Source organism: Streptomyces albireticuli (assembly GCF_002192455.1).
GTDB lineage: Bacteria > Actinomycetota > Actinomycetes > Streptomycetales > Streptomycetaceae > Streptomyces > Streptomyces albireticuli_B.
The window spans coordinates 2,694,256-2,712,264 of sequence record NZ_CP021744.1; the positions used below are offsets into that span (position 1 = coordinate 2,694,256).

The window sequence follows — 18,009 nt, forward strand, 5'->3', positions numbered from 1 at the left end:
GCGTTTGAGGCCACCGCGCGTCAGCGCGGAAGGGGGCCCGGGGATCTCCCCGGTATCGGGAAGGGGTGGGTAGGGGAAAGATCCGCCCCTACGGCGACTCCCGCAGGAACAGCGCCCCGCACGAATGGCAGATCGGCACCCCACCCTTCCCCCAGTCGTCCGCGGACCGCGTCGCCGCCCCCGGCGAAAGCTCCCGCCCGCACATCCCGGTCGTCCCCTCCTGCCGGACGACATGCCACGTCTTGACGACCGCGTCCGCGTCCTCCGGCGAGAACCCGTCCGCGTACTCCGCGCGAAGCTCGTGCTCCATGGCTCGGCACCTCCTCGTCCACGATGAGGGACGGGGCCGCGCCCCGCCACCGCACCGGGCGGGTCAGAACACCGACCAGCCCGTCAGGGTCGTGAAGTGGTCCAGCGCGGCCACACCCGCCACCGAGTTCCCCCGCGTGTCCAGGCCGGGGCTCCACACGCACAGCGTGCAGCGGCCCGGTATGACGGCGACGATGCCGCCGCCCACCCCGCTCTTGCCCGGCAGGCCGACCCGGTAGGCGAAGTCGCCGGCGGCGTCGTACGTGCCGCAGGTGAGCATGACCGCGTTGATCTGCTTGGCCTCGCGGCGCGGCAGCAGCCGGGTGCCGTCGGCGCGCAGGCCGTGGCGGGCCAGGAACCCGCCGGCCAGGGCGAGGTCGCGGCAGCTCATCTCGATGGAGCACTGCCAGAAGTAGTGCTCCAGGACCGTGGGGACGGGGTTGTCGAGGTTGCCGTAGCTGGCCATGAAGTGGGCCAGGGCGGCGTTGCGGTCGCCGTGCTCGGTCTCGGAGGCCGCGACGGCCGCGTCGAAGGAGACGTCCGGGTTGCCGCTCTCCGCGCGCAGGAACTCCAGCATGGTGGTGCTGGCGTCGCCGGTCAGGGTCTGGAGCCGGTCGGTGACGACGAGGGCGCCCGCGTTGATGAAGGGGTTACGGGGGATGCCGTTCTCGTATTCGAGTTGCACCAGGGAGTTGAAGGGATTTCCGGACGGTTCTGTTCCGACCCGCTCCCAGATCCGCCCGCCCCCCTCCGCGAGGACGAGCGCGAGGCTGAACGCCTTGGAGATCGACTGCACGGAGAACGGGTGTTCCCAGTCGCCCACGCCGTACACCCCGCCGTCGATGTCGACGACGGCCATCCCGAAGCGTCCCGTGTCCACCCCGGCCAGCGCGGGGATGTAATCGGCCACCTGGCCACGGCCCACCAGTGGGCGCGCGAACGCGGCGACCTCTTCGAGAACGGCCTGGTAGTCCACTGTCCGAGTCTCGCGCTTCCGTGTCGACGATGGGATTTTCGGCCGGAGGCCGGATCGGCTCGCACGATATCCGAACGCCCGGCCCACCTGCGAACTTTTGGGTAGAAGGGGGTCATTCGGCTTACGCGTCCGGCGTACGTCATACGCATTCCCAAGGAGGGCGGCATGGCCCCACCCATGTCCGCGAACGAGTTCCTCGCCGCGCTCAGACGCGAGGGAGCCACCGTCGTCGAGGTCGACGGATGGCGCAATCACCACCGCGCGGGCCACGGCCCCTGGGGCCCGGTGAACGGCGTCATGATCCACCACACGGCCTCCTCGGGCACCGACAGCACCGTCCGCCTCTGCTGGAACGGCTACGACCGGCTGCCCGGCCCGCTCTGCCACGGCGTGATCGCCAAGGACGGCAGGATCCACCTGGTCGGCTGCGGGCGCACCAACCACGCGGGGGCGGGCGACAGCGACGTTCTCCGCGCGGTGATCGCCGAGAAGCGGCTGCCACCCGTCCGCTGGGCGGACACCGACGGCAACGTCCACTTCTACGGCTTCGAGTGCGTCAACCTCGGGAACGGCGAGGACCCGTGGCCGGCCGAGCAGCTGCTGGCCGCCGAGCAGGTGGCGGCCGCGATCTGCCGGCACCACGGCTGGACCGAGCGGTCCGTGATCGGCCATCTGGAATGGCGGCCGGGGAAGAGCGACCCGGTCGGCTTCTCCATGGAACGGCTGCGCGAACGGGTCCGTGAGCGACTCAAGTGACAATAGGCGGATGACCAGCGACCTCCCCGCCGAGCGCGAGCCTGATGCCGTCGGTGCCGCCGGTGGCGCCGGTACCGCCGACGCCGGCGGCGCGTCCGGGCTCGCCGCGCTGCGGCCGCGGCTGCCGTCCCCGCTCGTGGAGCTGGCGGACGAGCGGTTCGCGCGGCGCGGCGTACGGCTGCTGCTCAAGCGGGACGACCTGATACATCCGGACCTGCCGGGCAACAAATGGCGCAAGCTGGCGCCGAACCTGCGGGCCGCGGCGGCGTCCGGTCACCGCACGCTGCTGACCTTCGGCGGCGCGTACTCCAACCACCTGCGGGCCACCGCCGCCGCCGGCCGGCTGCTCGGCTTCGCGACCGTCGGCGTCGTGCGCGGCGACGAGCTCGCGGACCGGCCGCTCAACCCCTCGCTGGCGCGCTGCGCGGCGGACGGCATGCGGCTGGTCTTCGTCAGCCGCGCGACGTACCGGCGCAAGACGGAACCGGAGGTGCTGGCCGCCCTGCTCGCGGAGGCCGGCGGCCCCTGCTTCGTCGTGCCCGAGGGCGGTTCCAACGCCGCCGCCGCGCAGGGCTGCGCCGAGCTCGGCCTCGAACTGCGCGGGATGGCGGACGTCGTGGGCGTGGCCTGCGGCACCGGCGGCACGCTCGCCGGACTCGCGGCCGGGCTGGGCGAGGGCCAGCGGGCACTCGGCTTCCCCGTGCTCAAGGGCGGCTTCCTCGGCCAGGAGGTCGAACGCCTCCAGACCGAGGCGTTCGGCGGCCGGCGCGGCGACTGGCGGCTGGACGAGCGCTTCCACGCGGGCGGCTACGCCCGGACCACGCCCGAGCTGGACGCCTTCGCGGACGACTTCACGGCCCGGCACGGGTTGCCGCTGGAGCGGCTGTACGTGGCGAAGGCGCTGCACGGCCTGACGACGCTGACGGAGGCGGGGGCGTTCGCGAGGGGTACGACGGTGGCGGCGGTGGTGACGGGGGCGGCGGAGCCGGCGGAGCCGCCGGGGCGGACGCCCGCGGCGGGCTCTTCCCCCACCCCGCCCCTTCCCTGAACCGGGGGCAAGCCCCCGGGCCCCCGGCCGCGCTGACGCGCGGTGGCCTCAAACGCCGGCCGGGCTGAATTTCAGCCCGTCTGGGGGCACCTCCCAGCGGTAGCCGGGGGAGTTCGAGGACCGGGGTCCGGGGCGGAGCCCCGGTTCGGGAAGGGGCGGGGCTGGGGAAAGGCCCCGCGCAGCGGCACCCCCACCCGCACCCGCACCCGCACCCGCACCCACCCTCACTCCTCCTCCCGGTACGCCGCCGCCTCCTCCAGATCCAGCCGCCGCAACAACGTCCGCAGCATCTCGTCGTCGATCCGCCGCGCGTCCCGCAGCGACACGAACACCTCCCGCTCCGCCCCGATCATCTCCCTCGCCAGCCGCCGGTACGTGTCGTCCGCCGACTCCCCCGTCGTCTCGTCGACCGCCCCGAGCCGCTCCCACACCGCGTTGCGGCGCCGTTCCATGACCGTGCGGAGGCGGTCGGCCAGGGGCTGCGGCAGGGACGCGCTCCCGTCGGCGAGGAGTTCGTCGAGGCGGCGCTCGGCGGCGACGGACGCCTCGCTCTGGGCCTGCGCCTCGGCGAGGGTCTCGGCGGCCCGGTCGCGGGCGGGCAGCCGCAGCCGGCGGATCAGCGGCGGCAGGGTGAGCCCCTGGACGACCAGCGTGCCGATCACGGTGCTGAAGGTGAGGAAGAGGACCAGGTTGCGCGCGGGGAACGGCTCGCCGCTGTGCGTGGTGACGGGGATGGAGAAGGCGATGGCGAGCGAGACGACACCGCGCATGCCCGCCCAGCCAACGACGAACACGCCCTGCCACGTCGTGTCGGTCTCCCGCTCACGGATCCGCGGCGAGAACACGCGCGGCAGGAAGGTCGCGGGATAGACCCAGACGAAACGGGCGGCCACGACGGCGGCGAAGACCGCGGAGGCGTACCAGAGGGCGGTCTCCCCCAGCCCGTACTGGCCCAGGCCCCGCAGCACCACCGGCAGTTGCAGCCCGATGAGCGCGAAGACCGCGGATTCCAGGACGAAGGCGACCATCCGCCACACGGCCGCCTCCTGGAGCCGGGTGGCGAAGTCGACCTGCCAGGCGTGGTGCCCGAGGAAGAGGCCGACGACCACGACGGCGAGCACGCCGGAGGCCTCGACCTGCTCGGCGGCGGCGTAGGCGAAGAAGGGGATGAGGAGCGAGAGGGTGTTCTGGAGGAGCGGCTCGCGCAGCCGCTTGCGCAGCCAGTGCAGCGGCACCATGAGGACCAGCCCGACGGCGATCCCGCCGACCGAGGCGACCGCGAACTCCCGCAGGCCCTCGCCCCAGGTCGCGCCCTCGCCCACGGCCGCGGCGAGCGCGACCTTGAAGGCGGTGATGGCGGTCGCGTCGTTCACCAGCGACTCGCCCTGGAGGATCGTGGTGATCCGGGAGGGCAGCCCGAGGCGGCGCGCGATGGCCGTGGCGGCGACGGCGTCCGGCGGCGCGACCACGGCGCCGAGCACCAGCGCGGCGGTCAGCGGCAGGCCGGGCACCACCAGATAGGCGACATAGCCGACGGCGAGCGTCGCGAAGAGGACGTAGCCGACGGAGAGCAGGGCGACCGGCCGGAGGTTGGCCCGGAGGTCGAGGTACGAGCTGTCGAGCGCGGCCGTGTGCAGCAGGGGCGGCAGCAGCAGGGGGAGCACGATGGCCGGGTCGAGGGTGTAGTCCGGCACCCCCGGCACGTAGGAGGCGACGAGCCCGGCGGCGACCAGCAGCAGGGGCGCGGGCACGGGGGTGCGCCGCGCCGCGCCGGCGATCGCGGCACTGACCGCGACCAGCATCAGCAGTGGCATTACGTCCATGGGTCCCCACCCGTCTCGGTTCAGTTCTAATCTGGCAATCATGAGCGAATGCCCCCACGTTCCCGAGCTGCCGCGCCCCGAGCCGGTGGCGCTGCACGCCACCTGCCCCGAGTGCGAGGCGGCGGGCAGCCACCCGGTGCAGCTGCGGCTGTGCCTGGTGTGCGGGCACGTGGGGTGCTGCGACTCCTCGCCCTTCCGGCACGCCACGGGGCACTTCGAGGAGTCGGGGCACGCGGTGATGCGCAGCTACGAGCCGGGGCAGAGCTGGCGCTGGTGCTACGTGGACCGGCGGATCGTCTGAGCGGCCGCCCGACCGGCCGCCTGACCTGCCGTCGGACCGGTCGCCCGGCCGGCGCCCGGACGCCCGGCCCGGCGGCGGGGGTGGCCCCTCGGCCGCCGGGGTACTGTCACCGGTGACCGCTAGCATGCAGACATGATCCGACCCGCCACGCCCGACGACGTCCCCGAGATCCATGTGATGATCCGCGAACTGGCGGACTACGAACGGGCGCTGGAGGACGTGCGGACGACCGAGGAGCAGCTGCGCGAAGCGCTGTTCGGCGAGCACCCGGCGATCTTCGCCCTGATAGCGGAGAGTGACGGATCCGCCGGTGACGGCGGTGCGGCGGCGGGTGAACCACTCGGCTTCGCGCTCTGGTTCCGCAACTTCTCCACCTGGACGGGTACGCACGGTATCTATCTGGAGGACCTCTACGTCCGGCCGCGGGCCCGCGGCACCGGGCTCGGCAAGGCGCTCCTCGCCGAGCTCGCCAGGATCTGCGTCGACCGTGGCTATCAGCGTTTCGAATGGTCAGTGCTGGACTGGAACGCCCCCTCGATCGCGTTCTACAAGTCGCTCGGTGCCGAGCCGATGAACGAATGGACGGTGCAACGGATGTCCGGAGAACCGCTCCGCACTCTTGCGGCGCTCGCGCAGAGTGACGAAAATCCCAACAGGGCGACCGCTCTTTCGAATTGAGACCGCAAGGCCCTAGGCACTGTCCGTGCTCATGGGTTTACCATGAGTGACAGTGGCGGTGCTGCTCCACGGAACCTCGGATCGCGATAGCGTCGCAGCCGAACCATGTGCCGCACCGGACCGCGCCGCCCTCCGCCGGAGGGCACCCAGAAGCACGGTGCCGGTGCTCGTAACAGCTCAAGAAGCTTGTGCCACCTTGGAGGTGAGGGTGTCCCCAATCGCAGGCGAGCCCGGGACCCAGGACTTCGTGGAAGTCCGGCTGCCCGCTGCGGGTGCCTACCTGTCGGTGCTGCGGACGGCGACTGCCGGCCTCGCGGCCCGCTTGGACTTCACCCTCGACGAGATCGAGGACTTGCGCATCGCCGTGGACGAGGCGTGCGCGATCCTTCTGCAACAGGCCGTGCCCGGCTCCGTCCTCAGCTGCGTCTTCCGCCTGGTGGGCGACGCGCTCCGGGTGACCGTCTCGGCGCCCACCACGGACGGCCGCGCACCCGAGCGCGACACCTTCGCCTGGACGGTGCTCTCCGCCCTGGCCGGTGAGGTCGACTCGACCGTCGCGGACGACCGCACGGTCAGCATCAGCCTGCACAAGAAGCGCGGCGCCGGCCCCGGACAGCCGTGACGGAAGAGGGGGCTCCGTGAGTACTGCATCGTCGCGGGGAGTGCGTACCCCGGCCATCCCGCAGCAGCCTGCCCGGCCGCGCCCGGAGGATCCGGGTGATCCGGTGAACCCGGAGCCGGGCGAGGCGAGCGACCCACCAGAGCGGGCGGACCACATGGATCAGCACCAGCAACAACAGTGGCACCAGCACCCCCATGCGAACGACCGCAGTGGTGCCCGGGCCCTGTTCATCGAGCTGCGGACGCTTCCGGACGGCTCGCCCGAGCGCGCCGAGCTGCGCAACCACCTGGTGCGGATGCACCTGCCCCTGGTGGAGCACCTCGCGCGCCGCTTCCGCAACCGCGGTGAGCCGCTGGACGACCTCACCCAGGTCGCCACCATCGGCCTGATCAAGTCGGTGGACCGGTTCGACCCGGACCGCGGCGTGGAGTTCTCCACCTACGCCACGCCGACGGTGGTCGGGGAGATCAAGCGGCACTTCCGCGACAAGGGCTGGGCGGTGCGGGTGCCGCGCCGCCTCCAGGAGCTGCGGCTGGCGCTGACCACGGCCACCGCCGAGCTCTCCCAGCGGCACGGCCGGGCGCCCACCGTCCATGAGCTGGCCGAGCAGCTGGGGATCTCGGAGGAGGAGGTCCTGGAGGGCCTGGAGTCCGCCAACGCCTACAGCACCCTCTCGCTGGACGTGCCCGACACGGACGACGAGTCCCCCGCCGTCGCGGACACCCTCGGCGCCGAGGACGAGGCGCTGGAGGGCGTGGAGTACCGCGAGTCCCTCAAGCCTCTGCTGGAGGACCTCCCGCCGCGCGAGAAGAAGATCCTGCTGCTCCGCTTCTTCGGCAACATGACCCAGTCGCAGATCGCCCAGGAGGTCGGCATCTCCCAGATGCACGTCTCCCGGCTGCTCGCCCGCACCCTCGCCCAGCTGCGGGACCGGCTGCTCATCGAGGAGTGACCGCGGGGGCGCGTACGGATCCCGCGGTGCGTACGGTCCCCGGCGCGGGAGCATCCCGCGACGCCCCGCGTCGCGGGGCCGCGCGGCCCCGGCTCCCGCGGAGGTGTGCCGCGGCCCCGCCCGGCAGGGGCGCCGCGGGGTCAGACGTCGCGCGGTGTGATGCCGAGCGCCTCGGTCGCCGTCGGGTTCACCACCAGCGCCAGGGCGCCCATGGCCACCAGCGCGAGCGTCACACCCGCCGTGATCATCAGCGCGCCCCCGGCGTTGGCCAGCGTCCAGGCGACCGGCAGCGCCATGATCTGGGTGACCATCGCGGGCCCTCGGCTCCAGCGCCGCCGCAGCCACAGGCCGCGCGCCGCCACCAGCGGCAGCACGGCCAGCGCCAGCACGGTCAGGCCGCCCGTCTCCGCCTGCTGCGGGCTGTCGGGCTTCCCCAGCAGCCCCATCACCAGCAGGTAGATCCCGGATGCGACGAGCGCCACACCCTCCAGGCCGGACAGCGCCGCCGCCACCGTCAGCCGGGTGGGGCGCGGGCCCTCGGGCCCGGCCTGCCCGGCGGGCGCGCCCTGGCCCGCGGGGCGGCCGGTGCCTGCGCCGGCACCCTTCCGGGCGGCGCTCTTACGGGGGGTCTTCGACGCGGACTGCTTGCTGCTCACCCCAGCAGGGTAGCCGCAGGGGGAACGCCGGGGGCCGGTCGCGAGAGGCCCGGCGGGCGTCGGCGGCCCCTCGGCGGGGGCCGGGGAAGGCGGCGGGAAGGCGGGCCGGGGATGGGTCGTGTACCGACAGGTAGGTAGGCTGGCGCGCATGCGTGCGCTTCTCGTGGTCAATCCTTCGGCCACCACCACCAGTGCCCGTACCCGTGATGTCCTGGCGCACGCCCTCGCCAGCGACCTGAAGCTGGAGGTCGCCACCACCGAGTACCGGGGTCACGCCCGGGACATCGCCCGGCGGGCGGCCGAGGACGGCAACACCGAGCTCGTGGTCGCGCTCGGCGGGGACGGCACCGTCAACGAGGTCGTCAACGGCCTGCTGCACGCCGGCCCCGATCCGGAGGGCCTGCCCCGGCTGGCCGTGGTGCCCGGCGGCTCCACCAATGTCTTCGCCCGCGCCCTGGGCCTGCCCAACGATGTGGTGGAGGCCACGGGCGCGCTGCTCGACGCGCTGCGCGACGGCACCGAGCGCACGGTGGGCCTCGGGCTCGCCGCCGGCTCGCCCGGCACGGAGGACGAGGGCGTTCCGTCCCGCTGGTTCACGTTCTGCGCGGGCTTCGGATTCGACGCGAGCGTGATCGGCCGGGTGGAGCAGCAGCGCGAGCGCGGCAAGCGTTCGACGCACGCTCTGTATGTGCGACAGGTGATGCGCCAATTCTTCAAGGAATCGCACCGCCGGCACGGCACGATCACCCTCGAACGACCGGGCGACGAGCCACTCGAGAATCTCGTCATGTCGATAATCTGCAACACCGCGCCGTGGACGTACCTGGGCAACCGCCCGGTCTACGCCTCACCGCAGGCATCCTTCGACACCGCCCTTGACGTGCTGGGATTCACCAAGCTGTCCACGGCGACGGCGAGCCGGCACGTCACCCAGCTGTTGACGTCCACACCCGAGCGCGGACCCCGTGGAAAGCACGTCGTGTCGCTGCACGACCAGACTGCCTTCACCTTGCATTCGCAGGCTCCTTTGCCCTTCCAGATGGACGGCGACCACCTCGGGCTGCGTACGAGCGTGACGTTCACAGGCGTACGCCGTGCACTGCGTGTGATTGTGTGAGTGGTAGGGGCTAAAGTCCTTCCACTCGAACGTTTAGACTGGGTTGCACCCCCTGGAAGTACGGCTGTGACCTAGCCGACACCGAGGAATCAAAAAAAACTTTCCAGAAGGGGTTGTATCCGCAGCCGAGGTTTGCGAGTCTCTTCATGGCGATCGGGACGGCCGCCTATCCGGCCCACCGACTCAGCCCGAACCCCCTCCCTTTTTCTCTGGACCGCACCAGTTTCCTGACTGGGCGTCGGCCCTTCCCTTGCGGGGGGATTCGTGAAAGCGTTCACATTCACAAGCAACGTAGCCGCAATAACGAGGAGATGGAGCAGCCATGGACTGGCGTCACAACGCCGTTTGCCGCGAGGAAGACCCCGAGCTGTTCTTCCCCATCGGCAACACCGGTCCTGCGCTGCTGCAGATCGAGGAAGCCAAGGCCGTCTGCCGTCGCTGCCCCGTGATGGAGCAGTGCCTGCAGTGGGCGCTCGAGTCCGGCCAGGACTCCGGCGTCTGGGGTGGCCTCAGCGAGGACGAGCGCCGCGCCATGAAGCGCCGCGCCGCTCGCAACCGGGCGCGCAACGCCAGCGCCTGATCGACGCCCCTCGGCCCCCGAGCCGCAGCGCGCAGTACCCCCGGACGCGCTCCCAGGTCACACTGGGTTGTGCCCCATACATGCTTTGAGCCCCGGATCCGGATGGGTCCGGGGCTCAGTGCGTCCGGGGGTGACGGTGGGGGCTTTTTCCCCAGCCCCGCCCCTTCCCTCTGCATCCGATGTACGGCTCCGCCGCGTGGCGGGGGCAAGCCCCCGGTTCCGCGCTGACGCGCGGTGGCCTCACACTCCCCCAGCTACCGCTGGGAGGTGCCCCCAGCCGGGCTGGATTGCCCCTGCCCGAGGCCGGCTTTCCGCTGTGCCGGGGCGGCTTTCTTGCCCGGTTCCGGGCAACCACTCAGCCCGTCCGGCGTTTGAGGACCGGGGTCCGGGGCGGAGCCCCGGTTCGGGAAGGGGCGGGGTGGGGAAAGGCCCGCCGCAGGCGCACCACCGCACCCGCACCCGCACCCGCACCCACCCCGAACCTCACCCCTTCTCCGCCCGCACCGGGATGTCCAACACCACCCGCGTACCCCGCCCAGCCGCCGGCACCATGTCGAACGTCCCGCCCATCTCCCCCTCCACCAACGTCCGGACGATCTGAAGCCCCAGATTGCCCGCACGCTGCGGGTCGAAGCCCTCCGGCAGCCCGCGGCCGTCGTCCTGCACGGAGATCAGCAGCCGGGACTCGGCCCGGGTGCCGCTGCGCACCGCGGTGACCTCGACCGTGCCCTGCTCCCCCGGGCCGAAGCCGTGTTCCATGGCGTTCTGGAGCAGCTCGGTCAGGACCATCGACAGCGGTGTCGCCACCTCGGCGTCCAGGATGCCGAAGCGGCCCGTACGCCGGCCGGCCACCCGGCCGGGGGAGATCTCGGCGACCATGGCGAGCACCCGGTCGGCGATCTCGTCGAATTCGACCCGCTCGTCCAGATTCTGCGAGAGCGTCTCATGGACGATCGCGATCGAGCCGACCCGGCGGACCGCCTCCTCCAGCGCCTCGCGGCCCTCGGCCGAACCGATCCTGCGGGCCTGGAGGCGCAGCAGGGCGGCCACCGTCTGGAGATTGTTCTTCACCCGGTGGTGGATCTCCCGGATGGTGGCGTCCTTGGTGATCAACTCTCGCTCGCGGCGACGCAGTTCGGTGACGTCGCGCAGCAGTACGAGCGAACCGATGTGGTTTCCCTTGGGTTTGAGGGGAATCGCCCGGAGCTGGATGACCCCGTCACTGGCCTCGACCTCGAACTCCCGGGGCGCCCAGCCGCTGGCGAGCTTGGCCAGCGACTCGTCCACGGGTCCGCGCGAGGGCGCCAACTGAGCGGTGGTCTCGCCCAGATGATGCCCGACGAGGTCGGCGGCGAGGCCGAGACGGTGGTAGGCCGAGAGCGCGTTGGGGCTGGCGTACTGGACGATGCCGTCCGCGTCGAGCCTGATCAGGCCGTCGCCGGCGCGCGGCGACGCGTCCATGTCGACTTGTTGACCGGGGAACGGGAAGGCGCCGTTGGCGATCATCTGGGCGAGGTCGGAGGCGCTCTGGAGGTAGGTGAGCTCCAGCCGGCTGGGCGTCCGGACGGTCAGCAGGTTGGTGTTGCGGGCGATCACGCCGAGCACCCGGCCCTCCCGGCGCACGGGGATCGACTCCACCCTGACCGGGACCTCCTCCCGCCACTCGGGGTCGCCCTCCCGGACGATCCGGCCCTCGTCGAGGGCGGCGTCGAGCATCGGCCGGCGGCCGCGCGGCACGAGGTGGCCGACCATGTCGTCCTGATAGGACGTCGGGCCCGTGTTCGGACGCATCTGGGCGACCGAGACATAGCGGGTGCCGTCGAGGGTGGGCACCCACAGGACGAGGTCGGCGAAGGACAGGTCGGAGAGCAACTGCCACTCCGAGACCAGCAGGTGCAGCCACTCCAGGTCGGAGTCGCCCAGGGCGGTGTGCTGGCGTACGAGGTCGTTCATGGAGGGCACGCTGTGAGCCTACCCGTGGCCGCCGGCCGGGCGACGGCGGCATTTCGTCCACCTGCCGGCCGCACAGGCATGGACAGAGCCAAATGGTCTAGTCCACAATGAAAGAGCAAAGCGTCCGCCTTCCCCGCACAGGAGGGCGGAGCGGGGCCCGGCGCTCTCTGCCCTGATCGCGCCCGGCCTCAGGTCGGCCTCTCCGGCCGCGGGGTCCGCACACCCCACGGTCCCGGCGGGCCGATGGCGGCTCCGGGCTGCGGTGCCGAACCGGGTCGAGGGTCCCGGGTCTGGCGCCGCGGCCCGAAGTGGCCGCGCGCTTCGGGCCGGCTTCGAGTTGCCCTTCTCTCCCTGATCGGGGCTCCGCCCCGGACCCCGGTCCTCAATCTCCCCCAGCTATCGCTGGGAGGTGCCCCCAGACGGGCTGAGTTGTCGCCCGGAACCGGGCAGGAAAACCCGACCATGGGCAAGGGACGCGGTCTCCGGCGCAGCGGAAAGCCGGCCTCGGACAGGGGCAAGATCCAGCCCGGCTGGGGGCACCTCCCAGCGGTAGCTGGGGGGAGCTTGAGACCACCGCGCGGCAGCACGGAAAAGGGGGCCGGGGGCCCGCCCCCGCCACGCGGCGGAGCCGCACATCGGATGCAGTGGGAAGGGGCGGGCAGGGGACAAAGCCCCGCGCACCGGCACCCGCACCGCACCCGCACCGTCACCGCGTCTCCGTCACCTTCGCCAGAGCCCGCGGCGCGTCCGGATCCTGCCCCCGCGCGATCGCGACCTCGTACGCCAGCATCTGGAGCGGCAGGATCTCCAGCACCGGCTGGAGATCCTCCGGCACCCCCGCCGTCGGCAGCGCGAACCCCGCCGACGCCCCCGCCACCTCCCCCTCGCTCCCCACCACGCAGAGATCCGCGCCCCGGCCGCGCAGCCGTTCCAGCACCGGCTGGAGCGCCTCCCCGCCGCGCCCGTCGGGGACGATCGCGATGACGGGCGAGATGTTGTCGACCATGGCGAGCGGCCCGTGCAGCAGGTCCGCGCCGGAGTAGGAGAGGGCGGGGATGTAGCTCGTCTCCATCAGCTTCAGCGCCGCCTCCTGGGCCGTCGGGAAGCCGTAGCCGCGCGAGGTGAGGACCATGCGCTCGGCGAAGCGGTAGCGCGCGGCGAGCCGCTTGACCTCGGCGCCGCGCGCGAGGATCCGTTCGGCGAGGCCGGGCAGCTCGCGCGCCTCGGCGCCGTCGCCTCCGGCCAGCCCCATGACGAAGAGGTGGAGGGTCAGCAGCGAGGCGGTGTACGTCTTGGTCGCCGGGAGCGCCTTCTCCGGGCCGGCGAGCATGTCGATGTGGTGCTCGGCGACCGCCGCGAGCGGGGAGTCCGCGTTGTTGGTGACCGCGACGGTGATCGCGCCGGCCTCGCGGGCGGCCCGGGTGGAGGCGACCAGGTCGGGCGAGCCGCCGGACTGGCTGACGGTGATCGCCAGCACGTCGGTGAGGTCCGGCCGGGCCCCGTAGGCGGTGATGGTGGACATGGACGCCATGCCGCAGGGCTTGCCGAGCCGCACTTCCAGGAGGTATTTGGCGTAGAGGGCGGCGTTGTCGGAGCTGCCCCGGGCGGTCAGCAGGACGAAGCGGGGGTGCCGCGCGGCGATCCGTCCGGCGGTCCGGCGGACCGCCGGGGCGCCCTCGTCGAGGATCCGGCGCAGCACGGCGGGCTGCTCGGCCATCTCGCCGGACATCATCCGGCCCGGCTTCTCGCGAGTCATCCTGCGTGCCTCCCGCCGGCGGGTCTCGCGGAACGGGCCGGGCGGCGCCCGTCCCCGGCCGCGTGGAGCCCTTTCAGTCGACCACGGGTTCCCGCGGGCCCGCCAGCCGGCGGCCCGCCGTGCCCGCGGCGCCCCCTCTGCTAGATTGGTCTATACCACCCATAAGAGTTTCCTCCACTCTCCAGATCGGCAGGCCCGTCGTGGAAGTTGTCATCGTCCCGGACGCCAAGGCAGGCGGCGAGCTCATCGCGGAGGCCATGGCCGCCTTGCTGCGCCGCAAGCCCGACGCCCTGCTGGGCGTGGCCACCGGCTCTACCCCGCTGCCCATCTACGAGGCGCTGACCGCCAAGGTCCGCGCGGGCGCCGTGGACGCCTCGCGCGCCCGCATCTGCCAGCTCGACGAGTACGTCGGCCTGCCCGCCGACCACCCGGAGTCCTACCGCTCGGTGGTGCTGCGCGAGGTCGTCGAGCCGCTCGGCCTGACCGAGTCCTCCTTCATGGGCCCCGACGGCACCGCCGAGGACGTCCAGGCCGCGTGCGAGGCGTACGACCGCGCGCTGCCGGAGGCCGGCGGCGTGGACCTCCAGCTGCTGGGCATCGGCACCGACGGGCACATCGGCTTCAACGAGCCGTGCTCCTCGCTCGCCTCCCGCACCCGGATCAAGACGCTGACCGAGCAGACCCGCGTCGACAACGCCCGCTTCTTCGAGGGCGACATCGACCAGGTGCCGCACCACGTCATCACCCAGGGCATCGGCACCATCCTGGAGGCCCGCCACCTGGTGCTGCTGGCCACCGGCGAGGGCAAGGCCGACGCCGTGGCGCAGACGGTCGAGGGCCCGGTCTCCGCGCTGGTGCCCGCGTCGGCGCTCCAGCTCCACCCGCACGCGACGGTCGTGGTGGACGAGGCGGCGGCGTCCAAGCTGAAGCTGGCGGACTACTTCCGCCACACCTACGCGAACAAGCCGGCCTGGCAGGGGCTGTAGGCGCCCGCTGCCAGGAGTTCGTCGCTCCCCGGGCGCGGGCCGGTTCGCCGCCTGCGGCGGGAGCGCCCTCCGGGCGCGTCCTCGAACGCCGGACGGGCTGGATCTTCCAGCCCGTCCGGCGTTCGCGTACCCAAGGGGAAACTACGCCCCCGCTATGACCTCCGCCGCGGCCACGCCGCAAACCCGGGCCGCCCCATGGGTAGCCACATGCAGCGCCCCCGCCGGAGGCGCGACGTTCAGGCCCATCTCGACCACCACCGTGTCCGGCCGGGCGGCCAGCAGCGCGTCGAGCGCCTTGGCCATCCACGGGTGGCGGTGCGCGTCGCGGACGACCGCGACGACCCGGCGGTCCGCCGCGTCCCGGAGCACCCGCTCGGCGCCGGCCTCGTCGCTGCCGTACGTACCGGTCGTGGTGCCCGGCAGCAGCCGGGCCAGCTCGGCCCCGACGCCCCACGGGGTCTCGTCGCCGACGGCGATGTTGGCGACGGGCGTGAAGGCGGCCACGTGCACGGGGCGCGTGGGCGGCTCGTAGGGCACGGCGGCCGTGATCCGCAGGGCTCGGCGGGCCGCGGCGAGTCCCACCTCGGGGGCGGGCGCGGTCCCCTCCTGCGCCGCGCCCGCCTCCGAGGTCCAGCGCGCCAGGGCGCGCACCCGCTCGGCCGCGTCGGCGAGCCGCTCCTCGGCGAGCTCGCCCGCGCGGACGGCGGAGACCAGTGCGTCCCGCAGCCCCAGCACGGTCTCCGCGTCGGCCAGTCCGCCGCCGACGCAGATGGCGTCGGCGCCCGCGGCCAGGGCCATGACGCTGCCGCGCTCGATCCCGTAGGTGCCCGCGATGGCCCGCATCTCCATGCCGTCGGTGACGATCAGGCCGTCGAAGCCGAGGCCGCCCTCGGTGACGGGGGCGCGCAGCAGCCCGTGCAGGGCGGTCGGGCTGAGGGTCGCGGGCAGGGCCGGGTCCAGGGCGGGCAGCAGGATGTGCGCGCTCATCACGGCCCGGGTGCCGGCCGCCACGGCGGCGCGGAAGGGCACCAGCTCGCGGGCGTGCAGCGTGGCGAGGTCCGCGTCGATGCGCGGCATGTCGTGGTGGGAGTCGACGGCGGTGTCGCCGTGCCCGGGGAAGTGCTTGGTGCAGGCGGCGACGCCGGCGGACTGGAGGCCCTCGACATAGGCGGCGGTGTGCCGGGCGACCAGGCGCGGGTCGGCGCCGAAGGACCGTACGCCGATGACCGGGTTGTCCGGGTCGGAGTTGACGTCGGCGGAGGGCGCCCAGTTGAGGTTGACGCCGCAGGCGGCGAGGCGGCGGCCGAGCTCCCGGGCGACGGCGCGGGTCAGCTCGGTGTCGTCGACCGTGCCGAGGGCGAGGTTGCCGGGGAAGGAGGAGCCGGTGCGGACCTCCAGGCGGGTGACGTCACCGCCCTCCTCGTCGATGGCCACGAGGACGTCCGGCCGCTCGGCGCGCAGCCGCGCCGTGAGCGCGGCGAGCTGCTCGGGTGAGGCGATGTTCCGGCCGAAGAGGCCGACGGAGGCGAGCCCTTCGCCGACCCTCCTCAGCAGCCAGTCGGGGGCGTCGGTGCCCTCGAAGCCGGGCTGGAGGACCGTCAGGGCGTCCCGGGTGAGCGTGTCCATGGAGTATTAGCCCTTCACCGCGCCGGACGTGAGACCGCCGACCGCCTTGCGCTGGAGGATGACGAAGAGGATCAGGATGGGCACGGCGAAGAGCGAGGAGGCGGCCATCGTGGCGCCCCAGTCGTCGCCGAAGGTGGTGCGGAAGCTGGTGAGCCAGAGCGGCAGCGTCTGCGAGGCGGGGTCCTTGTTGAGGATCAGGACCATCGGGAACTCGTTCCAGACGGTGATGAAGCCGAAGAGCGAGGTGGCCATCAGGCCGGGCGCCAGCAGCGGGAAGATCACCTTGATGAAGGCCTGGGTGCGGGTGCACCCGTCGACCATCGCGGACTCCTCCAGCTCCTTCGGCACGGCGGCGACGTAGCCGCGCAGCGTCAGGACGGTGAAGGGCAGCACCATCACGGTGTAGATGGCGATGAGCGGCAGGAGGCTGTTCAGCATCTCGGCGTCGCGCACGATCATGTAGTACGCGATGACCATGACCTCCCAGGGGGCCATCTGGGCCATCATCATCACGAGGATGAAGCTCTTGCGGCCCTTGAAGCGCATGCGGGCGACGGCGAAGGACGCGAGGAGCGCGATGACGAGCGACAGGGCGACGGCGACCAGCGTGACGGTGAGGGAGTTGCCCACCAGGGTCCAGAAGCCGTCGGCGTCCACGGCCTTGGAGAAGTGCTCGAAGGTGGGGCTCGTGGGGAACCAGGTGGGGGTGTCGCTGACGATGTCCTTGTTGGCCTTGAAGGCCGTGGCGAACATCCAGTAGACGGGGAAGGCGAAGACGGCGAAGAGAACGACCGCGGCCGTTCCGGGCCAGGCACGGCCGAGCAAGGAGCGCTTCACAGCTCGTCCTCCTCTTGCTTGAGGACAAGGCGCAGGTAGTACGCCGTCAGGGCCAGCAGGATGACAATGGTGAGGATGGAGATCGCGGCGCCCATGCCGAAGTGCTGGTTGCCCATGCCCTCGACGAACGCGTAGACGGGCAGCGTCTCGGTGAGCCGGTCGGGCCCGCCCTCGTTGATCGCGAAGACCTGGGTGAACGACTTGAAGACCCAGATGACTTCGAGGAACGTCGTGGCGAGGAAGAACGGCTTGAGGAAGGGGAAGGTCACCGAGGTGAACTGCTTCCAGGGGCCGGCGCCGTCCAGCGAGGCGGCCTCGTAGAGCTCCTTGGGGATCGTGGTCGTGGCCGCGTAGAGGTTGATCGCCACGAAGGGGACCGACTGCCACACGATCAGCACGGTGATCACGAAGAAGGTGGAGAACTGCCCGCTGGTCCAGTTGTAGTCGGCCATCGAGTGCCAGCCGAGCGAGTCCAGCAGGTAGTTGACGACGCCGAACCGCTGGGCGAAGAGCCACTGGAAGACAGTGGTCGCGGCGACGACGGGCATGGCCCAGGCGAGGACGAGGCCGAGCAGGAGCAGCAGCCGCGTCTTGCTGCCGAGACGGGCGAGCAGCAGGCCGATCAGACAGCCGGCCGTCATGATCAGGACGACGTTGGCGGCGGTGAAGACGACCGACCGGCCGGCGACGCTCCAGAAGTCGGAACTGCCGAGCGCCTCGGTGTAGTTGTCGACGCCGTTCCACTCGGTGACGTGCTGGATCAGCTGGCGCGGGTTGAGGTTCTGGAACGACAGCATGCCGTTCTTCACCAGCGTCCAGCCGAGCAGCAGCACCGTGGCCGCGGCGGCGGGGAGGATCAGGAGGTACGGAACGCCCTGGGAGACCCGCCCCTTGGCGTCGCGGGGCGGCGGGGCGCCGCCTTTGCCGATCCGGGGGGCGGGATCCGCCGCCACCTCTTCGATCTGCGCTGACATCGTCGTCCGCCTTCTCCCCTGTCGAACGGTATTGCTGTGGTACGCGGTGGTGCGCGGTG

Annotated in this window: 18 protein-coding genes; 9 read left to right on the forward strand and 9 right to left on the reverse strand. The window is 72.2% G+C overall.

From position 1 onward, the window contains the following. Positions 1-88: 88 nt before the first annotated feature. Together SMD11_RS11195 and SMD11_RS11200 are read right to left on the reverse strand one after the other, a co-directional pair. On the reverse strand, positions 89-310 hold the full coding sequence (locus SMD11_RS11195; RefSeq protein WP_087926313.1) for a hypothetical protein: 222 nt from the start codon (positions 308-310) through the stop codon (positions 89-91). 63 nt (positions 311-373) lie between these two features. Beyond that, on the reverse strand, positions 374-1,285 hold the full coding sequence (locus SMD11_RS11200; protein WP_087926314.1) for a glutaminase: 912 nt from the start codon (positions 1,283-1,285) through the stop codon (positions 374-376). Positions 1,286-1,450: 165 nt separating this feature from the next. On the opposite strand from SMD11_RS11200, the gene SMD11_RS11205 reads away from it, so the two are divergent. Further along, positions 1,451-2,041 (forward strand): N-acetylmuramoyl-L-alanine amidase, encoded by a 591-nt coding sequence (locus SMD11_RS11205; RefSeq protein WP_087926315.1) that lies wholly within the window; start codon positions 1,451-1,453, stop codon positions 2,039-2,041. A 10-nt stretch (positions 2,042-2,051) separates the two neighbouring features. Then, positions 2,052-3,089, forward strand: coding sequence for a 1-aminocyclopropane-1-carboxylate deaminase/D-cysteine desulfhydrase (locus SMD11_RS11210; protein WP_087926316.1), 1,038 nt, complete (start codon positions 2,052-2,054; stop codon positions 3,087-3,089). Positions 3,090-3,313: 224 nt separating this feature from the next. On the opposite strand, the gene SMD11_RS11215 is transcribed toward SMD11_RS11210, so the two are convergent. After that, the gene (locus tag SMD11_RS11215) at positions 3,314-4,912 is read right to left on the reverse strand and encodes a Na+/H+ antiporter (protein WP_087926317.1); all 1,599 of its coding nucleotides are present in this window, start codon (positions 4,910-4,912) and stop codon (positions 3,314-3,316) included. A gap of 40 nt (positions 4,913-4,952) precedes the next feature. Between SMD11_RS11215 and SMD11_RS11220 the strand changes: the two genes are divergently transcribed. The 4 genes from SMD11_RS11220 to SMD11_RS11235 all read left to right on the forward strand — a co-directional run bounded on the left by SMD11_RS11220 (position 4,953) and on the right by SMD11_RS11235 (position 7,465). Then, complete coding sequence (locus tag SMD11_RS11220; RefSeq protein WP_087926318.1) at positions 4,953-5,213, forward strand: UBP-type zinc finger domain-containing protein; 261 nt, start codon at positions 4,953-4,955, stop codon at positions 5,211-5,213. A 132-nt stretch (positions 5,214-5,345) separates the two neighbouring features. Next, complete coding sequence (locus SMD11_RS11225) at positions 5,346-5,891, forward strand: GNAT family N-acetyltransferase (protein WP_087926319.1); 546 nt, start codon at positions 5,346-5,348, stop codon at positions 5,889-5,891. 208 nt (positions 5,892-6,099) lie between these two features. Next, positions 6,100-6,513 (forward strand): anti-sigma regulatory factor, encoded by a 414-nt coding sequence (locus SMD11_RS11230; protein ID WP_030366270.1) that lies wholly within the window; start codon positions 6,100-6,102, stop codon positions 6,511-6,513. 16 nt (positions 6,514-6,529) lie between these two features. Beyond that, the gene (locus SMD11_RS11235) at positions 6,530-7,465 is read left to right on the forward strand and encodes an RNA polymerase sigma factor SigF (protein ID WP_234366002.1); all 936 of its coding nucleotides are present in this window, start codon (positions 6,530-6,532) and stop codon (positions 7,463-7,465) included. A gap of 140 nt (positions 7,466-7,605) precedes the next feature. On the opposite strand, the gene SMD11_RS11240 is transcribed toward SMD11_RS11235, so the two are convergent. Further along, complete coding sequence (locus SMD11_RS11240; protein WP_087926321.1) at positions 7,606-8,121, reverse strand: hypothetical protein; 516 nt, start codon at positions 8,119-8,121, stop codon at positions 7,606-7,608. Between the two features lie 148 nt (positions 8,122-8,269). Here SMD11_RS11240 and SMD11_RS11245 point away from each other — a divergent pair, with 148 nt between their 5' ends. Then, positions 8,270-9,238, forward strand: coding sequence for a diacylglycerol/lipid kinase family protein (locus SMD11_RS11245; protein ID WP_087926322.1), 969 nt, complete (start codon positions 8,270-8,272; stop codon positions 9,236-9,238). A gap of 322 nt (positions 9,239-9,560) precedes the next feature. Beyond that, a complete protein-coding gene (locus tag SMD11_RS11250) occupies positions 9,561-9,818 on the forward strand; it encodes a WhiB family transcriptional regulator (protein WP_003953983.1) in 258 nt (85 codons plus the stop codon). Positions 9,819-10,301: 483 nt separating this feature from the next. Here the strand turns inward: SMD11_RS11250 and SMD11_RS11255 are convergent, their stop codons facing one another. Further along, entirely contained in the window at positions 10,302-11,771 is a 1,470-nt protein-coding gene (locus SMD11_RS11255; RefSeq protein WP_087926323.1) for a sensor histidine kinase, read from the reverse strand. A gap of 706 nt (positions 11,772-12,477) precedes the next feature. Next, complete coding sequence (locus tag SMD11_RS11260; RefSeq protein WP_234366003.1) at positions 12,478-13,527, reverse strand: SIS domain-containing protein; 1,050 nt, start codon at positions 13,525-13,527, stop codon at positions 12,478-12,480. 200 nt (positions 13,528-13,727) lie between these two features. Here SMD11_RS11260 and nagB point away from each other — a divergent pair, with 200 nt between their 5' ends. Further along, a complete protein-coding gene (gene nagB / locus SMD11_RS11265) occupies positions 13,728-14,513 on the forward strand; it encodes a glucosamine-6-phosphate deaminase (protein WP_087926324.1) in 786 nt (261 codons plus the stop codon). Between the two features lie 141 nt (positions 14,514-14,654). On the opposite strand, the gene SMD11_RS11270 is transcribed toward nagB, so the two are convergent. The 3 genes from SMD11_RS11270 to SMD11_RS11280 are packed head-to-tail and all read right to left on the reverse strand — an operon-like array spanning position 14,655 to position 17,950. Continuing rightward, positions 14,655-16,139, reverse strand: coding sequence for a glycoside hydrolase family 3 protein (locus tag SMD11_RS11270; protein WP_087926325.1), 1,485 nt, complete (start codon positions 16,137-16,139; stop codon positions 14,655-14,657). Between the two features lie 6 nt (positions 16,140-16,145). Then, positions 16,146-16,976, reverse strand: coding sequence for a carbohydrate ABC transporter permease (locus SMD11_RS11275; protein ID WP_087926326.1), 831 nt, complete (start codon positions 16,974-16,976; stop codon positions 16,146-16,148). Next, positions 16,973-17,950, reverse strand: a complete 978-nt coding sequence (locus tag SMD11_RS11280; RefSeq protein ID WP_087926327.1) for a carbohydrate ABC transporter permease — start codon at positions 17,948-17,950, stop codon at positions 16,973-16,975. Before SMD11_RS11280 ends, SMD11_RS11275 begins: the two co-directional genes overlap by 4 nt. Between the last annotated feature and the right edge of the window lie 59 nt (positions 17,951-18,009).